Annotated in this window: 13 protein-coding genes and 2 pseudogenes; 11 read left to right on the top strand and 4 right to left on the bottom strand. The window is 44.8% G+C overall.

Going from position 1 to position 16256, the window contains the following annotated elements; genetic code table 11:
* Window positions 1-14 precede the first annotated feature (14 nt).
* Window positions 15-206, bottom strand: a pseudogene (locus AB4503_RS23175) (SAM-dependent methyltransferase); the annotation flags it as partial.
* Window positions 207-665: 459 nt separating this feature from the next.
* Here AB4503_RS23175 and AB4503_RS23170 point away from each other — a divergent pair.
* From AB4503_RS23170 to AB4503_RS23140, 7 genes and pseudogenes are all read left to right on the top strand, one after another.
* Window positions 666-1190 (top strand): GNAT family N-acetyltransferase, encoded by a 525-nt coding sequence (locus tag AB4503_RS23170; RefSeq protein WP_372115783.1) that lies wholly within the window; start codon window positions 666-668, stop codon window positions 1188-1190.
* A gap of 14 nt (window positions 1191-1204) precedes the next feature.
* Complete coding sequence (locus AB4503_RS23165) at window positions 1205-1801, top strand: LysE/ArgO family amino acid transporter (RefSeq protein ID WP_372115782.1); 597 nt, start codon at window positions 1205-1207, stop codon at window positions 1799-1801.
* A 13-nt stretch (window positions 1802-1814) separates the two neighbouring features.
* Window positions 1815-1988 (top strand): annotated as a pseudogene (locus AB4503_RS23160) (porin family protein); the annotation flags it as partial.
* Between the two features lie 213 nt (window positions 1989-2201).
* The gene (sbcD, locus tag AB4503_RS23155; protein ID WP_017063974.1) at window positions 2202-3455 is read left to right on the top strand and encodes an exonuclease subunit SbcD; all 1254 of its coding nucleotides are present in this window, start codon (window positions 2202-2204) and stop codon (window positions 3453-3455) included.
* Window positions 3456-3459: 4 nt separating this feature from the next.
* A complete protein-coding gene (locus tag AB4503_RS23150) occupies window positions 3460-7176 on the top strand; it encodes an AAA family ATPase (RefSeq protein ID WP_372115781.1) in 3717 nt (1238 codons plus the stop codon).
* 275 nt (window positions 7177-7451) lie between these two features.
* Window positions 7452-7586 carry a DUF2256 domain-containing protein gene (locus tag AB4503_RS23145; RefSeq protein ID WP_081324519.1) on the top strand — a complete coding sequence of 45 codons (135 nt, stop codon included), beginning with the start codon at window positions 7452-7454 and terminating at the stop codon, window positions 7584-7586.
* A gap of 160 nt (window positions 7587-7746) precedes the next feature.
* Window positions 7747-8631: a PA4780 family RIO1-like protein kinase gene (locus tag AB4503_RS23140; RefSeq protein ID WP_029235559.1), complete on the top strand. Its 885-nt coding sequence runs from the start codon at window positions 7747-7749 to the stop codon at window positions 8629-8631.
* Window positions 8632-8778: 147 nt separating this feature from the next.
* Here AB4503_RS23140 and AB4503_RS23135 read toward each other — a convergent pair whose 3' ends face one another.
* The 3 genes from AB4503_RS23135 to AB4503_RS23125 form a co-directional block, all read right to left on the bottom strand.
* Window positions 8779-9519 carry an SDR family oxidoreductase gene (locus tag AB4503_RS23135; protein WP_065583629.1) on the bottom strand — a complete coding sequence of 247 codons (741 nt, stop codon included), beginning with the start codon at window positions 9517-9519 and terminating at the stop codon, window positions 8779-8781.
* Window positions 9519-11090, bottom strand: a complete 1572-nt coding sequence (locus tag AB4503_RS23130; protein ID WP_372115780.1) for a cryptochrome/photolyase family protein — start codon at window positions 11088-11090, stop codon at window positions 9519-9521. The genes AB4503_RS23135 and AB4503_RS23130 overlap by 1 nt, the downstream gene beginning before the upstream one ends.
* 293 nt (window positions 11091-11383) lie before the next feature.
* Entirely contained in the window at window positions 11384-11806 is a 423-nt protein-coding gene (locus AB4503_RS23125) for a universal stress protein (protein WP_017063967.1), read from the bottom strand.
* Window positions 11807-12041: 235 nt separating this feature from the next.
* Here AB4503_RS23125 and AB4503_RS23120 point away from each other — a divergent pair, with 235 nt between their 5' ends.
* The 4 genes from AB4503_RS23120 (at window position 12042) to glpT (ending at window position 16206) form a co-directional block, all read left to right on the top strand.
* On the top strand, window positions 12042-13172 hold the full coding sequence (locus AB4503_RS23120) for a PcfJ domain-containing protein (protein ID WP_017059201.1): 1131 nt from the start codon (window positions 12042-12044) through the stop codon (window positions 13170-13172).
* Between the two features lie 223 nt (window positions 13173-13395).
* A complete protein-coding gene (locus AB4503_RS23115; protein ID WP_372115779.1) occupies window positions 13396-13830 on the top strand; it encodes a GNAT family N-acetyltransferase in 435 nt (144 codons plus the stop codon).
* 242 nt (window positions 13831-14072) lie between these two features.
* The gene (locus tag AB4503_RS23110; RefSeq protein ID WP_017059204.1) at window positions 14073-14327 is read left to right on the top strand and encodes a DUF3297 family protein; all 255 of its coding nucleotides are present in this window, start codon (window positions 14073-14075) and stop codon (window positions 14325-14327) included.
* Window positions 14328-14832: 505 nt separating this feature from the next.
* The gene (gene glpT, locus AB4503_RS23105) at window positions 14833-16206 is read left to right on the top strand and encodes a glycerol-3-phosphate transporter (RefSeq protein WP_052878355.1); all 1374 of its coding nucleotides are present in this window, start codon (window positions 14833-14835) and stop codon (window positions 16204-16206) included.
* Window positions 16207-16256 lie beyond the last annotated feature (50 nt).

Below are 16256 nucleotides of genomic sequence, written 5' to 3'. Positions count from 1 at the left end.
TGATTTGATCAACAACGCCAACCGAAATCAATAAAATGACGAACGTGTGGGCCAGTGCCACAAGCTAAGTCGAGGTGTGTTTTTCCTTCATTTCCAAAGATTTGATGGAGTCTACGTACGCAGTTACTTTGCGCTTGGTAGTCAATATCTACACACATTAAATCATAGTAACCGGATAGGTCGGTATAGAGTGCGTTGGCGGACATATTTGCCTGCAGCATAAGCTGAAAAATTAGGGTGGCGCATCATATACCGAAATTGGAAAATCGCAATCAAATATTCGATCAATGAAAGCGTTTTATTTTCTAACTTATGGTCGTTTTAAATGAGACCGTTTAAAGGGATGTTTAAGCTGCCAACAACATCAGTACGCGTGTCATCGCTATTCACTTTGCCCTGACTACTTATTCGTTAACTAAAACAGGTGTTGCTCCCTCAATGCAGCGACCATACGGGCTTTGCGGAACGCTTTTATCACGAGACGAGATAGGAAAAATATGGTATCTAGGTAAACCCAGTGTGACATTTATAATTTTATGATTAATCAGTAATTTTACTGATTCAAACCGAGTTCTTGAAAAGGAAACAATTCAGGAAAGTGGGCTGTTGATAAAAACCAAATCACTCAAGCTAAATAAGCGAACTAAACAAGGAGAGTTGAAACAATGACATCAGCAATAAATGCACAGGGTTCAATGGAAAATAGAACAGCATTGGAAAGCAGTGCTTCAATAGAAATTAAGGTGGATGACTTGTCGGGTGGGGAAGTCATTGAATTACTTGAAGAGCACCTCGCTGATATGTACGCCACTTCGCCAGCCGAAAGCGTTCATGCACTGGATCTAGATGGGCTCAAGTCACCAGAGATTACTTTTTTCAGTGCTTGGAAAGACAGCCAACTACTTGGGTGTGTTGCCATTAAAGAGCTAAATACCCAACACGCTGAACTCAAATCGATGAGAACCTCACAGTTTGCTCGAAAGTCAGGTGTTGCGAGCCAACTTTTACAGCACGTATTGGATACAGCAATCGCCCGCCAGTATCAAACAATCAGTTTAGAGACCGGCTCAGAAGACTACTTTAAGGCTGCGCGTAACCTGTATGAAAAGTTTGGCTTCGGATACTGTGAACCCTTTGCTGATTATGTGTTGGATCCGCACAGCCAGTTTATGCGTATTGAGTTGCGTTAAGAGGCTAGCCTTAGATGTCGACTTGCTTTGCAGGTTTCTCCCTTGGCCTTTCGCTGATTCTTGCGATTGGCTCTCAAAATGCGTTTGTTTTAAAGCAAGGGCTTAAGAACCAACACGTATTGGCAGTTTGTGCTGTATGTGCCATTTCCGACGCCTTACTGATTAGCTTTGGCGTGACGGGCTTTGGCGCAATCGTTAAGCAGTTCCCACAAATAGAGCAGTTCGCCCGTTATGGTGGCGCTATCTTTTTGGGTGTCTATTCATTCTTAAGCTTCCGATCAGCATTTACCGAAAACCACGCCTTAGAAGCCACGGCAGAAACTAAAGACTCATTAACCAAAGCGATTGCGATGTGTTTGGCGTTCACTTGGCTTAACCCGCATGTGTATTTGGATACTGTGGTATTGCTGGGGTCTATCTCAACTCAATATCAACCGGATCAAATGTTGTTTGGCGCTGGGGCGGTATCGGCGTCATTCGTGTTCTTCTTTTCACTTGGATATGGCGCTCGCTTCTTGGCTCCAATGTTTAAGAACCCGAGAGCGTGGAAGGTGTTGGAATTTGTCGTTGGCGTGATCATGGCATCTATTGCAATATCTTTGATTGTCTAGCTGCGCGTAATTAGGCTTCCATTTTGGTATAGGTGTTGAATACACGCCAGTAGAAAGCCTAACCTTACGTTTAATCTCACAAGCAGATGCAGTAAATATCGAATTCTTCGGCCCGAATGGTAATAGACTGGCAAGCCGTGATGTAGCGTTTAGCACAGTAACTCTGGGCGCTTCGTACAATTTTTGACGACCTCTGTGAAATAGCTTAAAGCTAAAGCTATGGACACCTAAAACCGCTCTAACGTTGAGCGGTTTTTTTATGTCAAAAATAACGATTGGTCACGCTATGGGCGGAGTTGGTCCAAAGCCTGAAATTAGTTGGTTTTCACAAGCTTATAAAAGGGAATTATCTCGACTATTTTGGTAGATTAAAGGTATTACAGACTTCCAGTGAGCAGCAATGAAGATTCTTCACACGTCCGATTGGCACCTTGGCCAAAACTTCTACAATAAAAGCCGCAAGAATGAACATGAACGGTTTTTACAATGGTTACTTGAGCAAGTTACAGAGCACGACATCGACGCGATCATTGTTGCTGGCGACATTTTCGATACCAGTACACCGCCGAGTTACGCTCGTGAGATGTATAACAAGTTTGTGGTCGATTCGAACAAGATCGGTTGCCAATTGGTGTTATTAGGTGGTAACCATGACTCGGTGTCTGTGTTGAAGGAGACACAGCAATTACTGAAGTACATGGGCGCAGACGTAATTCCGAACACCAATGAAGATCATGCGACTCAGGTTGTCGAACTAAAAGGCAAGAACGGCGATGTAGAAGCGCTGGTTTGTGCCATTCCTTTTATTCGCCCTCGCGATGTGTTGATGAGCCAGGCGGGTGTCACTGGCGTTGAGCGTCAGAAGCAACTCGGCGATGCAATCAAACAGCATTATCAAAGTGTTTATGATGCGGCGGTTGCTAAGCGCGCGACGTTTGTAAACAGCGAGCACATGCCGATTATCGCTACCGGTCATTTAACGGCGATGGGTGTCCAACAATCGGATTCTGTGCGTGATATCTATGTCGGCAACCTTGATGGTTTCGCCGCTGATGGCTTCCCAGACGCAGACTATATCGCACTTGGTCATATCCATCGCCCACAAGTGGTGGCAAAGCGTGAATACATTCGTTATTCAGGCTCTCCAATCCCACTAAGTTTTGATGAACTTAAGTCTCAAAAACAAGTGTGTGTGGTTGAGTTTGTTGAAGGTGAGCGCACCATTTCTCAACTGCCTGTTCCCACATTCCAACCTCTAGCTGAAATCAAAGGCGACTTGAGCGAGATCGAATCTCAGCTTAACCAATACATAGGTTTAGATAGCGACCAAAGCGTATGGTTATCGATAGAAGTGCAAGCGCAAGATTACTTGTCGGATCTACAAGAACGTATGCGCGCACTGACCGAAGGATTGAATGTGGAAGTACTTCAACTGCGCCGAGCAAGAGAGCGTCGTAATCAAGCATTAGAGCAAGAGTCGGCAGAGACCTTATCTGAACTGAGCCCGATGGACGTGTTTACGAAGCGTATTGCCTTAGAAGAGTTTGAAACCGATTCTGAAAAAGCGCGTTTAGAGCGCATGACGGTGAAGTTCAAACAAGTGATGGTCGAAGTGTCTGAAAGCGCTCAAGCGCCCAATAAAGTAGAAGAGTAATCGTATGAAGATTTTAAGCCTAGAATTTGAAAACCTGAACTCTTTGAAAGGGCGCTGGAAGCTCGATTTTACCCAATCGCCGTTTGCAGAAAACGGTCTGTTCGCAATTACTGGTCCAACTGGGGCGGGTAAAACCACCATTCTTGATGCGATTTGCTTGGCACTTTTCCATCGCACACCGCGTTTGAAAAGCATTGCTAAAGGTAATAATGAATTAATGACTCGTGGTACGGGCGAGTGTTTTGCTGAACTGGAATTTGAAGTTCAAGGTAAAACGTACCGATCTAATTTCCACCAAAAGCGAGCGCGTGGAAAACACGATGGCGCATTGCAAACGCCGACCTGTGAATTTGCAGATGCCGACACCGACAAAGTCTTAGAGACCATGCTCACTAAGAAGATCAAGTTGGTGGAGCAGGTCACGGGCCTCGATTTCTCGCGCTTCACTAAATCCATCATGTTGTCTCAGGGTGAGTTTGCAGCGTTCTTAAACGCCAATGCTAACGACCGTGCCGAGCTACTTGAAGAGCTGACGGGCACAGAAGTCTATAGCCTGATCTCTGAGCGCATCTACGATCATTTCAAGTCGAGTGAAGAGTCGCTTAATCACCTTAAAGCGAAAGCAGAAGGTGTGAGCTTACTCTCTGAAGAGCAAATCCAAGAGCTAACCGCAGAACGAGAAACGTTAGAAGCCGAGCAGAAGCGTTTGTCTGAGCAGTTAAAAGAGTGGCAAGCGCATCTTAGCTGGTGGAAAGACGTGACTAAAGCTGAGCAAACTATCGCGACCAGTGAGCACGATCTTAAAACAGCTCAAGATGAACTAGACCGTAACCAACCTGCGCTAGAGCGTTTGGCAAACAGTGCACCAGCTGAAAAGCTGCGCCCAATGCACAAAGATTTAAAGCGTTGCGAACTAGAGGTGAACACTACTCAAGCTCATTTAGATAACAGCACTAAGTTACTTGCCGTTCGTGATGCAGAGAAGCAAGACGCGCAAACAAAACTGACGCAAAGCAGTGCGATTGTCGAACAGGTAAAAGCCGAGCAACAAGATCAAGAGAAGATCATTGAGCAGGTTCGTCCGCTAGATAACCAAATCGCCGTACTCAAAGATAAGCAAACTGCGGCCGTTAATGCAGCGAATACGCTAAACGAGCAACATACGCAGCAGCGCAATCAACAGGTCGTGTTAGTCCAAAAAATAGATGCACTGAAGCAACAAGATCAACTCAGTACTGAGTATTTAAATACACATCAAGCTGACCAACATCTGGAAAAATACCTAGGTCAATGGCAAGCCAAAGTTGAGCAAGTTCGTACTTTAGAGCGTCAACATGCAGAACAACTAAACTCAGCGAAGCAAGCTTTGTGTGCGGTTGATGCACAGCAAACGATCATCAAATCTGCGCAAGAAGCTAAAGCAACGCAAGACAAAACTTTAAGTGAATTGGTTGTGCTAGAGAGTAGTGCAAAGCAACAGCGGGAAGCATTGCAAGGCAACATCAGCGAACAAGTATTGAATGCGCAAAAAGATCTGTTGGAGTACTGGAATCGCAATACGCACTCATTACTTGAGATCAACCGTGGTTTCCTAAATGCCCAGCAACAGCTGCACGCAAAAACTCAGGCACATCAAACCAACACCCAATTGGTCGACAAGCTTTCGAAAGAACGTGAAGTGTTGGTGGAGCGATATAAAGAGAAAGAGACTTCGCTTGAGCGATTAACGCGTTTGATTGATCAAGAAGGCGAGTTGGCGAAATACCGTGCAGCTCTAGAATCAGGCTCTGAGTGCCCGCTGTGTGGTTCAACAGACCATTCGATTGAGCAGTCGCAAGATATTGCAAATTTGGTTGCTCAAAAAGAAACGGAAAACCTAGAGTTAACGGCCATCAAAAAAGAAGGCCAAGAGCATCGTCAGCAATTAGATTCTCTGGCCCCAATGATTGCGGCGCTTAACGATGACATCCAACGTGCGCAAGCAGATATTCAACAAGCTCAATTGAATTGGCAAGGTGTAATCGGCAAGCTTCAACAGAGCTTATCGGATTTCGTTGGCACGGCTCCTGAACTGGCACTGCTAACGATTAACGATTTAGGCAATGAAGCTACAGTCGCGACCTTTGCTCAGCAGTGTGAACTTCAACTAAGTCAGAGCGCGCAGCAGCTCAAAGCGTTGGGTGATGCTAAAGCGCATTACGCTGAAGCTGAGAAACAACGCCTGTCTGTAAGTGTTATGGCTGACAAGGCGCAGTCTAATCTCGAGTTGGCCGAGCAACGCTTAGCTGATTTGAATAAGCAAAACCAAGTCGCAAACGAGCAAGTGACTCAAATAGCTCAAGCGAAAGGCCAGCAATGGAACGCTTTGAAAGAGAGCATTGTTCAAACTTCTATCGAAGCACCTGAACTTGAGCATATCGATGATTGGTTTACTGCGAAATCGCAAGCATCAAGCACATGGCAGCAAACCAAACAGCAACAGGCCGATATTGAGAAGCAACTGATTACTCAAAATGCCGAATTGAAAACGTTAGACGACAAGCTAAGCAGTGTTGAGAAAGAGCTCGCGACACTGACGCAACAGAGTGAGTCTTTTGTGTTAGAGCTCACTCGTGTAACGGCTGAAAGAACAGAATTGTTTGGTGATAAAGACATTCAAGCCACCAGCAATGCGATGAAGCAAAAAGTCACTGAAGCGGTAAATGCATTTGATGCCGCTCAGTTGGTGCTTAACCGCTGCGAGCTGGAACATCGAACCGAGCAAACCAAACACACTGGTTTCTCGGACGAGTTGGTCAGTAAGCAATCTAGCTACACACAAGCGTCGAATGCTTGGTCAGAAGCGCTGAAAACTAGCCCATTCGAAGGTGAGGCTGATTTTGAAGTAGCGTTGTTGGATGAAGAGGTTAGAACTCAACTTCAAAGCCTGAAGAAGTCTTTAGACGAAGCGATTGTCAGTGCACAAGCTAGGTTGAACACCGCCAAAACGACGAAAGTGGAGTTACAAAACCACGAAAATGCGAAAGCATGGCAAGAGCAAAACCAACAGCAAGTTGAAGAAGCGACGACTGAGTGTCAAAACGCACAACAAAGCCATGCAACCAAGATCGGCGCAATTTCTGCCAATCTTGAAACGGATAGCCAGAACCGCAGTAATCAGCAAGATCTGTTTAAGCAAATTGATGAGCAACAAGTCGAGTTTGATGATATCTCTCGTTTGAACTCACTTATTGGCTCTAAGAACGGCGACAAGTTCCGTAAGTTTGCCCAAGGTTTAACATTGGAAAACTTGGTGTACCTTGCGAACAAGCAGCTACAACGTTTGCATGGTCGTTACGAGCTTAAACGTAAAGCCGACGATGGTTTAGAACTGCAAGTGCTCGACACATGGCAGGGCGATGTGATGCGTGATACAAAGACTTTATCAGGTGGCGAAAGCTTCTTGGTGAGCTTGGCGTTGGCATTAGCGCTATCTGATCTTGTGAGCTACAAAACCAGTATTGATTCTCTGTTCTTAGATGAAGGTTTCGGCACGTTGGATAGTGACACATTGGACATTGCCCTTAACGCGTTAGATAACTTGAATGCATCAGGCAAGATGATCGGTGTCATTAGCCACGTTGAAGCACTGAAAGAGCGAGTGCCCGTTCAGCTTAAAGTGACAAAACACTCTGGCTTAGGTGTGAGTGAGATGGAGAAGCAGTACAAGGTTGTCGCTTAGGTTGTTACTTTGGTTCTTGCTAAATTTATCTGCGCAGAAATAGAAACAGAGCTAGATGAAGCAGATCCCCGACTCAGTCGTTCCTCCTTCTCGAGGATGACGGAGTCGGGAGTAGTCACAAATCACTACGCAGTCACTCCTTAAAGTCAGGAACGAACGTCATAGAGAACTAGGCTTTGTTCGTATTGCCTTCGTCATTCTCTAAAGCGAGGTACGAGCGTAATAGGGAATCTCTAGTAAACGCAGGAAGTGGATGCTTCAAGAAGGGAACGGCCATGCACAAGAAACCCCATTTACCGACTAAGATATGTCCTGTTTGCCAAAAGCCTTTCGCATGGCGTAAAAAATGGCAGCGCTGTTGGGATGACGTGATCTACTGTTCTGAACGTTGTCGTCGTAATAAGTCTTAGTCCCATAATCTGAATAGATCAGGTCAATACTCATGATCTAAACCCGTTAACTCCAATATTTCCTTCCTTTGTCGTAATTTTGATGATCCTTTAATCGTTTCGTCATTCATTTCTCAAGTTAATATTTCTATCTGTAAGATAAGTGATGTATAAAGGCGGCATGAAGATACCTAAAAGAATACAGCCTTTAGTTGACGACGGTTTAGTCGACGAGGTGACAAGCCAACTCATGAGTGGCAAAGAAGCATCGGTGTACATTGTGCGCTGCGGCGATACGATCCGTTGTGCCAAGGTATATAAGGAAATAAGCCAACGCAGCTTCAAAAAAGCGACCGCGTATCGTGAAGGCCGAAAAGTCCGAAATAGCCGCCGCGCTCGAGCGATGGAAAAAGGCTCTGGCTTTGGTCGTGAACAACAAGAAAAGGTTTGGCAAAGTGCTGAAGTGGATGCCTTATATAAACTGGCAGAAGCGGGTGTTCGTGTGCCTGTCCCTTATGGTTGCTTTGATGGCGTACTGCTTATGGAGCTGGTCACTGACGATGAGGGTTACGTTGCACCACGTTTGAACGATGTGGTGATGTCAGCAGAGCAAGCGATCGAAGACCACGCCGTGATGATGACTTACGTGGTTAAAATGCTGTGTGTTGGTTTGATCCATGGTGACTTGTCTGAGTTCAACGTATTGGTGGATGAGTACGGTCCAGTAATTATCGACCTACCACAAGCGGTTGACGCTTCGGCTAACAACAACGCTGAGTGGATGCTGGCTCGTGACATCAATAACATCCGTGACTATTACGCTCAGTTTGCTCCTGAACTGGCAAAAACCGAGTATGCCAAGGAAATGTGGGCGCTGTACGAGAAAGGCGACTTGAAGCCAGACAGCAAACTGACGGGTGAGTTTACGGAAACCGACGACTTGGCTGATATCGAAGCCATCATGCAAGAGATAGACGCTGCGCGAATTGAAGAACAACATCGACGCGAGCGAGCTAAAGAAGAGAAAGAAGGTGTTGACGATACTAAGTTCAATTGGGCTGAATAATCGTGATGATCAGTTTTGATCTTTAGCTAGATATCAACCAAACGCCTTTTAAAACAGAGGCGTTCTTTCTAAATAAAAACCCAATGGAGCTTCAACTCTGTTGGGTTTTCTTTTTTAGCACTAATGAAAGACGTACACTCGTATCAACTACCAATTTAACTGTTCACCATCGTAAGCGTAGAAGTGCCCACTGTTATCCGGTGTGGCAGTGCGAATAATATCGACCAACTGATGGGCGACATAGCTTGACTCAAACAACTTACCTTCAGGGACATTGGTCTGAAAAGGCTTCGACAGAGCTGTGTCTGTCGTGCCCGGGTGCAGAGCCAACACGGTGCCTTTCTTAATGGTGCGTTGCCATTCGATCGACATGGTTTTGATGAACATATTTAGGGCTGCTTTCGATGAGCGGTAGCTATACCAACCGCCTAATCTGTTGTCTGAAATACTGCCAACCTTTGCGGATACCACAGCAAACTTTGGATTGTCGCTCGCTTTAAGTATCGGCGTGAAGTGTTTTGCTAATAACAAGCTGGGCAGGGTATTCACAGAGATGTTTTTGAGGAAAAACTCAGGGTCGATGGACGACAAGTTCTTTTCCGGTCCAAGATCTGGAGTGTGGAGCATACCCACGCAGTTGATCAGCCAATCAAGTTGTTCAAACTCAGAACTCAAGCGCTTAATATCAGCTTCGTCGGTGGCGTCGACTTTGTGCCAGCTCAAGCGATTGTTTTCTAGTTCCGGCTGTTGAGAGTGGTAAGTCGCGTCTACATGCACATCAAGAAAATCAAACCGAGAGAGCTCAGATAATAGGTGTTTAACCACAGCGAAACCAATACCGCCGCTCCCACCGACCACCAATATGTGTAATCTGAGTTGCTCCACCATTATAAGTTCTCCAAGTTTGTGATTCGTTGTTCAGCAGTATCGAGAATCGCTTGTTGTGATTGCTCATCCATGTTGTCCCAAGAGCGATATAACATGCCCATACGTGGGTTGCGGTTTAACGCATCGCGGTGCTGGTCCATAAAGCGCCAATACAAGCTATTGAAAGGGCAAGATTGCTCTCCGCTGCGTTCTTTAATTTGGTAATGACAGCCTTTGCAGTAGTCACTCATACGGTTGATGTAAGAACCGCTGGCAGAGTATGGTTTGGTTCCGACGATCCCGCCATCCGCAAACAGTGCCATACCTCGCGTATTTGGCATTTCGACCCACTCAATCGCGTCGACGTATATACCAAGGTACCAACTGTCTACTTGGTCGGGGTCTATGCCCGTAATTAAGCAGAAGTTGCCAGTGATCATTAACCTTTGGATGTGATGCGCGTAAGCAAACTCAAGGGACTGGTCAATCGCGTGCTTCATGCAATTCATATTGGTTTGTCCGTCCCAAAAGTAATGGGGCAGGTTATTATGTGCTGAGTAATGGTTTTTGTTGGCGTAAGCAGGCATGTTTGCCCAATAGACGGCGCGTATGTACTCTCGCCACCCCAGTATTTGGCGTACAAATCCTTCGACCTGTGCAATATCGATGCTTGGCTTATCTGGTGAGCTGTCTCGAAGACAGGATGCTTGGTAGGCCCACAGTGCTGCATCAATCACTTCTTTAGGGCTCAGCAGTTTACTGTTCAGCGAGAACGATATACGGCTATGATACAAGCTCCATTTAGAGTCGTGCTCTGTCGTCATCGCATCTTGAAACTGCCCAAATAACGGCAAGCAGACTTGGCAGAAATGAGCGAGTAGAGACAAGCTTTGTGCGCGGTTCACCGGCCATAGTAACTGGTTACCGACTTGACCAATGGTTTGTACTTGGTGACGTTCGATACGTTGCAAAATGTCGGTTATATCATTGGTAAACATCAGCGGCTGAGGTAGGTTTTCGATGTCTTGTTTCTTGAGCTTATTTCGATTGTTCGCGTCGTAATTCCATTTTCCGCCAACGGGCTTTCCGTCTTCTAGCAAAATGTCGAAACGTTTTCTCATTCGGCGATAGAAGTGTTCCATCATGATGTTTTTGTCTTTTGGAAACTGTTGTTCTATCTCCTCGAATGGAAAGAGGAAGTGTTCTGTATCACAACAACCTTTGGTCGCATTGGTCAGCTTGAGCTTGTTCATCTGCTCTAAGAGGCGATATTCATCTGGCCTTTGATATTCGAATTTCTCTGCGCCGAATTCGTGTACATAGTGCTTTAAAAGTGTGTCTAGGTTTTCAAATTGCGTTGTGTCGTCAAGAGTAAGGTGGAGTACTTGATGACCTTGTTCTTTGAGTTCGTTAGCGAAGTAACCCATCGCACAGAAAAACGCGGCCACTTTTTGAATATGAGAGGCTACATAATCCGTTTCTTGTTTGAGTTCAGCAATGATGTAAATAACGTCATCGTTGACCTGTCGAAACCATGAATGCTCAATGTTGAGTTGGTCACCTAATACAAGTCGTACCGTTTTAAATTTCATAATGCGTCCTGGTTTGTGAGGCTTGTTGTGACTGCGTTACCGTCTGACCATTGATTGATGAAGGCATGGTCTGGGTCGTACATTTCAGTACGTTGGTTCAAATCGAAATGACGTGATTTGTTAATTATTAGACGCTTACGAGTTGATAGGCTGACAAGATCACAAATGACTACTCTAAGTGGGAAATAGGAGATTTCGATCAGGATGAGTGTGTTGAAGAGGATATCAAGCCAACCAATAATACCGATAGAGGTTGGCAATGCCGGTTATTTTTGAGTGTCGAACTGGAGCTTCTATTCCATTGGAACAACGAGAATATCGATAGGGGAAGTATCGATGATCTGTTTAGAATGGGAGATGAGCTTATGCCAAAAATCATGGTGATGGCCGCATAGCAATAGGTCAACGCCGTTGGCTTCGATGGCATTTTTGAGCTTATCGTTCAAATCACCCGTTCCCACGAAAATGTGCTTGATTGGGTGCTTGGCGTAGGCTTCAAACTCTTTCAAATGCTTAACGGCATCTTCATTGATGGGTAAATCACCGTCATTTCCCTGAATATCAACGAGCTCTGGATAAATTTCTCCATGCGTACCATCGATATAAACAAATGAAATGCCAGCCTCCAGTTTATCAGCGAAGAAGGTCGCTCTATCAATGAGAATCTTGGTGTCGTCAGACAGTTCAAGTGCGACCAGAATATGTCGGTAATCCATAATTAAAGCCTCTTGTTGTGAGTTATGTAACAAGCATAGTTTCTGTTGACGCAAATGATATCGAAGAGATCTCATATTCCGTAAAATCATCATTCAATGTTCTTCTAAGCACTATCGTATTTATATCGCTTTGATTGGTAAGAAATTTACAAAAGGTTGATATAGTGGTTGAAGCGCTAGCTTATGCTGTTAGATAGGCTTGATAGTTCAATGCGCCAATAACGAAGAGGCATCAATGACAGCACTACTAACCATTCCCACTCGAACATTAGGTTTCGACTACGATATTGAGATCCGAGACTGGTCTCAAAAGCTCGTCGGCTTTCATGTGTTTGAAGATGGTAGACGACCGCTTGATGGAGGCATTGGGCTGAGCCTCAACCTTGTTGAACAGTTTGACGTGAATGGTCGTTGGCTAAATTCATTACCTGCGCGTTATCGTGAAATCACCGACGACTTTCCAGAATACCAATACCAGATGTTGTGGCTTGCTGCGAATACTTATGAAGCCGCGCAATTGCTTGAATTAAGGCCTGTTATTTTGGCTTTGATCTGCATGAAATACAGTGTCGACAACAAGAAAGCACTGGCACTAAGTCGCTTAGGGCAGAAGAAGATCCTTACCAAGTTGGGCTTAGACGGCAGCAAGGCGACACTCAAATTCATCGACAAGCTAGAGCTTCATTACAATGTTGGTGATGAACTCGACCACATTGTTCGCATTCTCGAGCCACTGCAAAGACGAGTTCTTAAGTTTAAGCATTACTCAAAAGTTGGATACACAGCCCTGCGTTTGGACCAAGTTCATCCATTTCTAACTGGTAGCAGGCTAGGGATTGCAATGGTGGAAGAGGGCAGACTTAACGCACCGTCGAAGATGGCGATGTTCCAAGATGCGATATTGCTAGGGCAAGATTTGGAGATGGATGATCCACTGCGCGCGATTACCAGTCAGAACTCTTTTGCGATGTTTGAGCAACTGCATGACCGCTGGACGGAGCAACGCCAATTACGACGCTTGGAGGGTAACTGCCCAATGGATAAAGACATCCCTTATCCCGTTCCTTTACTTGGCAATGACAACATTCATCCGCTCACGGATTATTACGACCTTGAACACGAAGGCATCGAGCAGAAGCACTGTATTGGCGTGTATCACAACCGAATCATGAGCGATCGTTATGTGGTGTTCCGCATGCTCAAGCCTCAGCGTTTAACCATAGGTTTACGCCGCGTCCCGAGCAAAGCATTTCCTTTTGAAATAGACCAAATCTGCGGAAAACGAAATGCACCTCCGTCGGAATCCGCTCGCCAAGTGATTCACGACTGGTTGGAAGCGAGTAAGCAGAAGTATCCTAAGCAATAGCCATTAAGTAGAAGGAATACAGGATGTTTCAACAAGGCGATCTTTGCCCTCATTGTGGTTTGATTATTGTGATGCCTAAGATCTGCAAGGTGAATGCCTAGGATGCGGCGAAGAAATTAATCAAGACCCAGCAGACGATTACGACGAAGAAGAGTAGCTTTACCTACACTTAGATTAAACAAGGCTAGGATAGCCGAATTACTCTCTTTAAAAGGACGGAAAAATGCAGAAAGTAATCTTTAGAAATTGCGATGAAAACTCACCTTATTGGCATGAGTTAGAGGGCTTATTTCAAAGTGAATGGTCTGATTTCAAGTTTAAAGATACATATAAAGAAAACGTACAACTCCCTCCAGTAATAACAGTACTTCGCGAGAATGTGGTCATTGGTGGCTTGGCGTATTCCTATTTTCAAGAACCTCACCAAGTTCGTGATGTAGTGTGGATCAACGCTGTGTTTGTCGACCCTCAATGGCGCGGTCAAGGCATTGCCAGTGAACTGATTAATCGTGGTGTCAGACAGGTTTCTTCTGCAGTGCAAACTCAACTCTACGCGTACACCAATATCATGGGTCTCTACCAAGGGCTAGGTTGGTCAATCGTAAATATCGAATCAGAACCGAACCATAAAGTGATGAGTATTGAGCTTAATCGATAAGCTCGGAATAAAAGCCTGATATTAGTTTATCTGCCGTTCGAGTAATGAATTTCTCCCTTTCATCCATAATGCATAAACCTGTTAAATTTTCGTTGAAACTCATGCCGATATCGCCTTTAAATCAAACAACTAGCTGTTGATTAAAACGATCAAGACGATTTATTGCAGCAGTTGTTGAGCACAAAGCCTATATTGACTAGAATGACGCACTTTTTTTATTTACGTACATACAGGTAATGAACATGAGCGATACTAATTCAAGACCAGCTTTACCAGATCATCTTGCAGGCAACCCACGCAGCCCACACCACGTTGCTGAGTGTTTCGAATACCCAATCGGCATTCGTCTAAATGGTAAAGAGCGTACTGATGTTGAAGAATACTGCATCAGCGAAGGTTGGGTTAAGATCCCTTCTCCAAAAGCGCTAGATCGTTTTGGTCAGCCAATGCTTATTACTCTAAAAGGCACTGTAGAAGCTTTTTACATCGACGCATAATCATGTCGTGTGGCTAGCTAATACTTCGAGTAATTAGCTAATGTTTGCTTAATTAGCCAACATCAAGCCACCAAGCGTTATTACCTAAAAGGGTCTAGAGAAATCTAGACCCTTTTTGTTTGCATTGATTTTAGCGAACTTCTTTAACCAATAGCCCAAACCACCTTCATAACTCCACAGATTCAACCAAAATTGTTGTTATTCACTATGCATTCGCAGTAATAACAAAGTTGTTGTTGGTTGATTTATGTTCGCTCGCTCTTTTTGGATTTATTCGTACTCGAAAGTTCTGATGTTTAATTAAACAGATACAAACAAAAATATGAAGCGCATTCTAATTAAATGAAACTAATATGCTGTATTTAAAGTTATTTTTTGTTAATAACTACCTCTATCACAGAAATTAATCCTGAAGCACATACAATTCCCTTGATTTCGAATGAGCGCTAAATTTTTTCGTTCGAGCGTTTAAATTCTTCCTTCGCCCAATAATTATGAGGTTCCTATGTTTGGAATATTCAAACCTATGGCGCATATCGATCGCTTGTCATCAGATAAGATCGATAGCACCTACACACGACTACGATGGCAGCTGTTTCTTGGCATCTTCGTTGGCTATGCGGGGTACTACTTAGTCCGTAAAAACTTTAGTTTGGCGATGCCTTATCTCATTGAACAAGGTTTTAGCCGTGGAGAACTAGGGGTTGCATTAGCGGCGGTATCTATCGCTTACGGCTTATCTAAGTTCTTAATGGGCAGTGTTTCTGACCGTTCTAATCCTCGATACTTCCTCAGTGGCGGCTTGTTAATGTCGGCATTGGTCATGTTCTGCTTCGGATTCATGCCATGGGCGACAGGCAGCATCACTGCGATGTTTATCCTGCTGTTCTTGAATGGTTGGTTTCAGGGCATGGGCTGGCCAGCTTGTGGGCGAACCATGGTTCACTGGTGGTCGCGTAAAGAACGTGGCGAGATAGTGTCGGTATGGAACGTTGCTCACAACGTGGGCGGCGGCTTGATTGGCCCGATGTTCTTATTGGGACTGTGGGCTTTTAACGATGATTGGCGAACCGCTTTTTATGTTCCTGCATTTTTTGCCACTCTCGTTGCTATCTTCGTTTGGTTTACGGTAAGAGACACGCCTCAATCTTGTGGTCTACCACCGATTGAAGAACACAAAGACGATTACCCAGACGACTACGATACGTCTCATGAGAAAGAAATGACGGCGAAAGAGATCTTCTTTAAGTACGTTTTCTCTAACAAGCTGTTGTGGTCAATCGCTATTGCCAATGCGTTTGTTTACCTTATCCGCTATGGCGTACTCGATTGGGCTCCAGTTTACTTAAAAGAAGCAAAAGACTTCTCTGTAGATAAATCATCTTGGGCTTACTTCTTGTATGAGTGGGCAGGTATCCCTGGCACCTTATTGTGTGGTTGGATTTCAGATAAGTTATTCAAAGGCCGACGTGCACCTGCAGGTATCTTGTTCATGGTTCTAGTGACAGTCGCTGTGTTGGTATATTGGCTGAATCCAGCAGGTAACCCAACGGTTGATATGCTGGCACTGGTTGCGATTGGTTTCCTTATCTATGGTCCTGTAATGCTGATCGGTTTGTATGCACTGGAACTTGCGCCTAAGAAAGCAGCGGGTACAGCGGCTGGTCTAACGGGTTTGTTTGGTTACTTAGGTGGCGCAGTTGCTGCGAACGCAATACTCGGCTTTATGGTTGACCATTACGGCTGGGATGGCGGCTTCATTATTTTGGTCGGCGCTTGTGTGGCTTCAATCATCTGTCTGCTTTACGCCTTCTTAGGTGAGCGTGCGCACCATAAACAAAAAGATCTCGAACGAGAGAAAGAAGCGTTAGCTCAGTAGTGTATTTACTGAATCACATCTATAAATAACAACAGAGGCAGGTATATCCT

The sequence above is a fragment of the Vibrio sp. 10N.222.55.B11 genome (assembly GCF_041473705.1).
In the GTDB taxonomy this organism is placed as follows: domain Bacteria; phylum Pseudomonadota; class Gammaproteobacteria; order Enterobacterales; family Vibrionaceae; genus Vibrio; species Vibrio crassostreae_C.
The sequence above is the reverse complement of the archived record's forward strand: the minus strand, read 5'-3'. Positions and strand labels throughout refer to the sequence as shown.

What these genes read in the sequence shown, in the direction of transcription:
- AB4503_RS23140 (WP_029235559.1), top strand. Translation starts at nt 7,747, where the DNA reads ATGAAGATACCTAAAAGAATACAGCCTTTAGTTGACGACGGTTTAGTC.
- AB4503_RS23145 (WP_081324519.1), top strand. Translation starts at nt 7,452, where the DNA reads ATGCACAAGAAACCCCATTTACCGACTAAGATATGTCCTGTTTGCCAA.
- AB4503_RS23110 (WP_017059204.1), top strand. Translation starts at nt 14,073, where the DNA reads ATGAGCGATACTAATTCAAGACCAGCTTTACCAGATCATCTTGCAGGC.
- glpT (WP_052878355.1), top strand. Translation starts at nt 14,833, where the DNA reads ATGTTTGGAATATTCAAACCTATGGCGCATATCGATCGCTTGTCATCA.
- AB4503_RS23170 (WP_372115783.1), top strand. Translation starts at nt 666, where the DNA reads ATGACATCAGCAATAAATGCACAGGGTTCAATGGAAAATAGAACAGCA.
- AB4503_RS23135 (WP_065583629.1), bottom strand. Translation starts at nt 9,519, where the DNA reads ATGGTGGAGCAACTCAGATTACACATATTGGTGGTCGGTGGGAGCGGC.
- AB4503_RS23130 (WP_372115780.1), bottom strand. Translation starts at nt 11,090, where the DNA reads ATGAAATTTAAAACGGTACGACTTGTATTAGGTGACCAACTCAACATT.
- AB4503_RS23125 (WP_017063967.1), bottom strand. Translation starts at nt 11,806, where the DNA reads ATGGATTACCGACATATTCTGGTCGCACTTGAACTGTCTGACGACACC.
- AB4503_RS23115 (WP_372115779.1), top strand. Translation starts at nt 13,396, where the DNA reads ATGCAGAAAGTAATCTTTAGAAATTGCGATGAAAACTCACCTTATTGG.
- AB4503_RS23165 (WP_372115782.1), top strand. Translation starts at nt 1,205, where the DNA reads ATGTCGACTTGCTTTGCAGGTTTCTCCCTTGGCCTTTCGCTGATTCTT.
- AB4503_RS23150 (WP_372115781.1), top strand. Translation starts at nt 3,460, where the DNA reads ATGAAGATTTTAAGCCTAGAATTTGAAAACCTGAACTCTTTGAAAGGG.
- AB4503_RS23120 (WP_017059201.1), top strand. Translation starts at nt 12,042, where the DNA reads ATGACAGCACTACTAACCATTCCCACTCGAACATTAGGTTTCGACTAC.
- sbcD (WP_017063974.1), top strand. Translation starts at nt 2,202, where the DNA reads ATGAAGATTCTTCACACGTCCGATTGGCACCTTGGCCAAAACTTCTAC.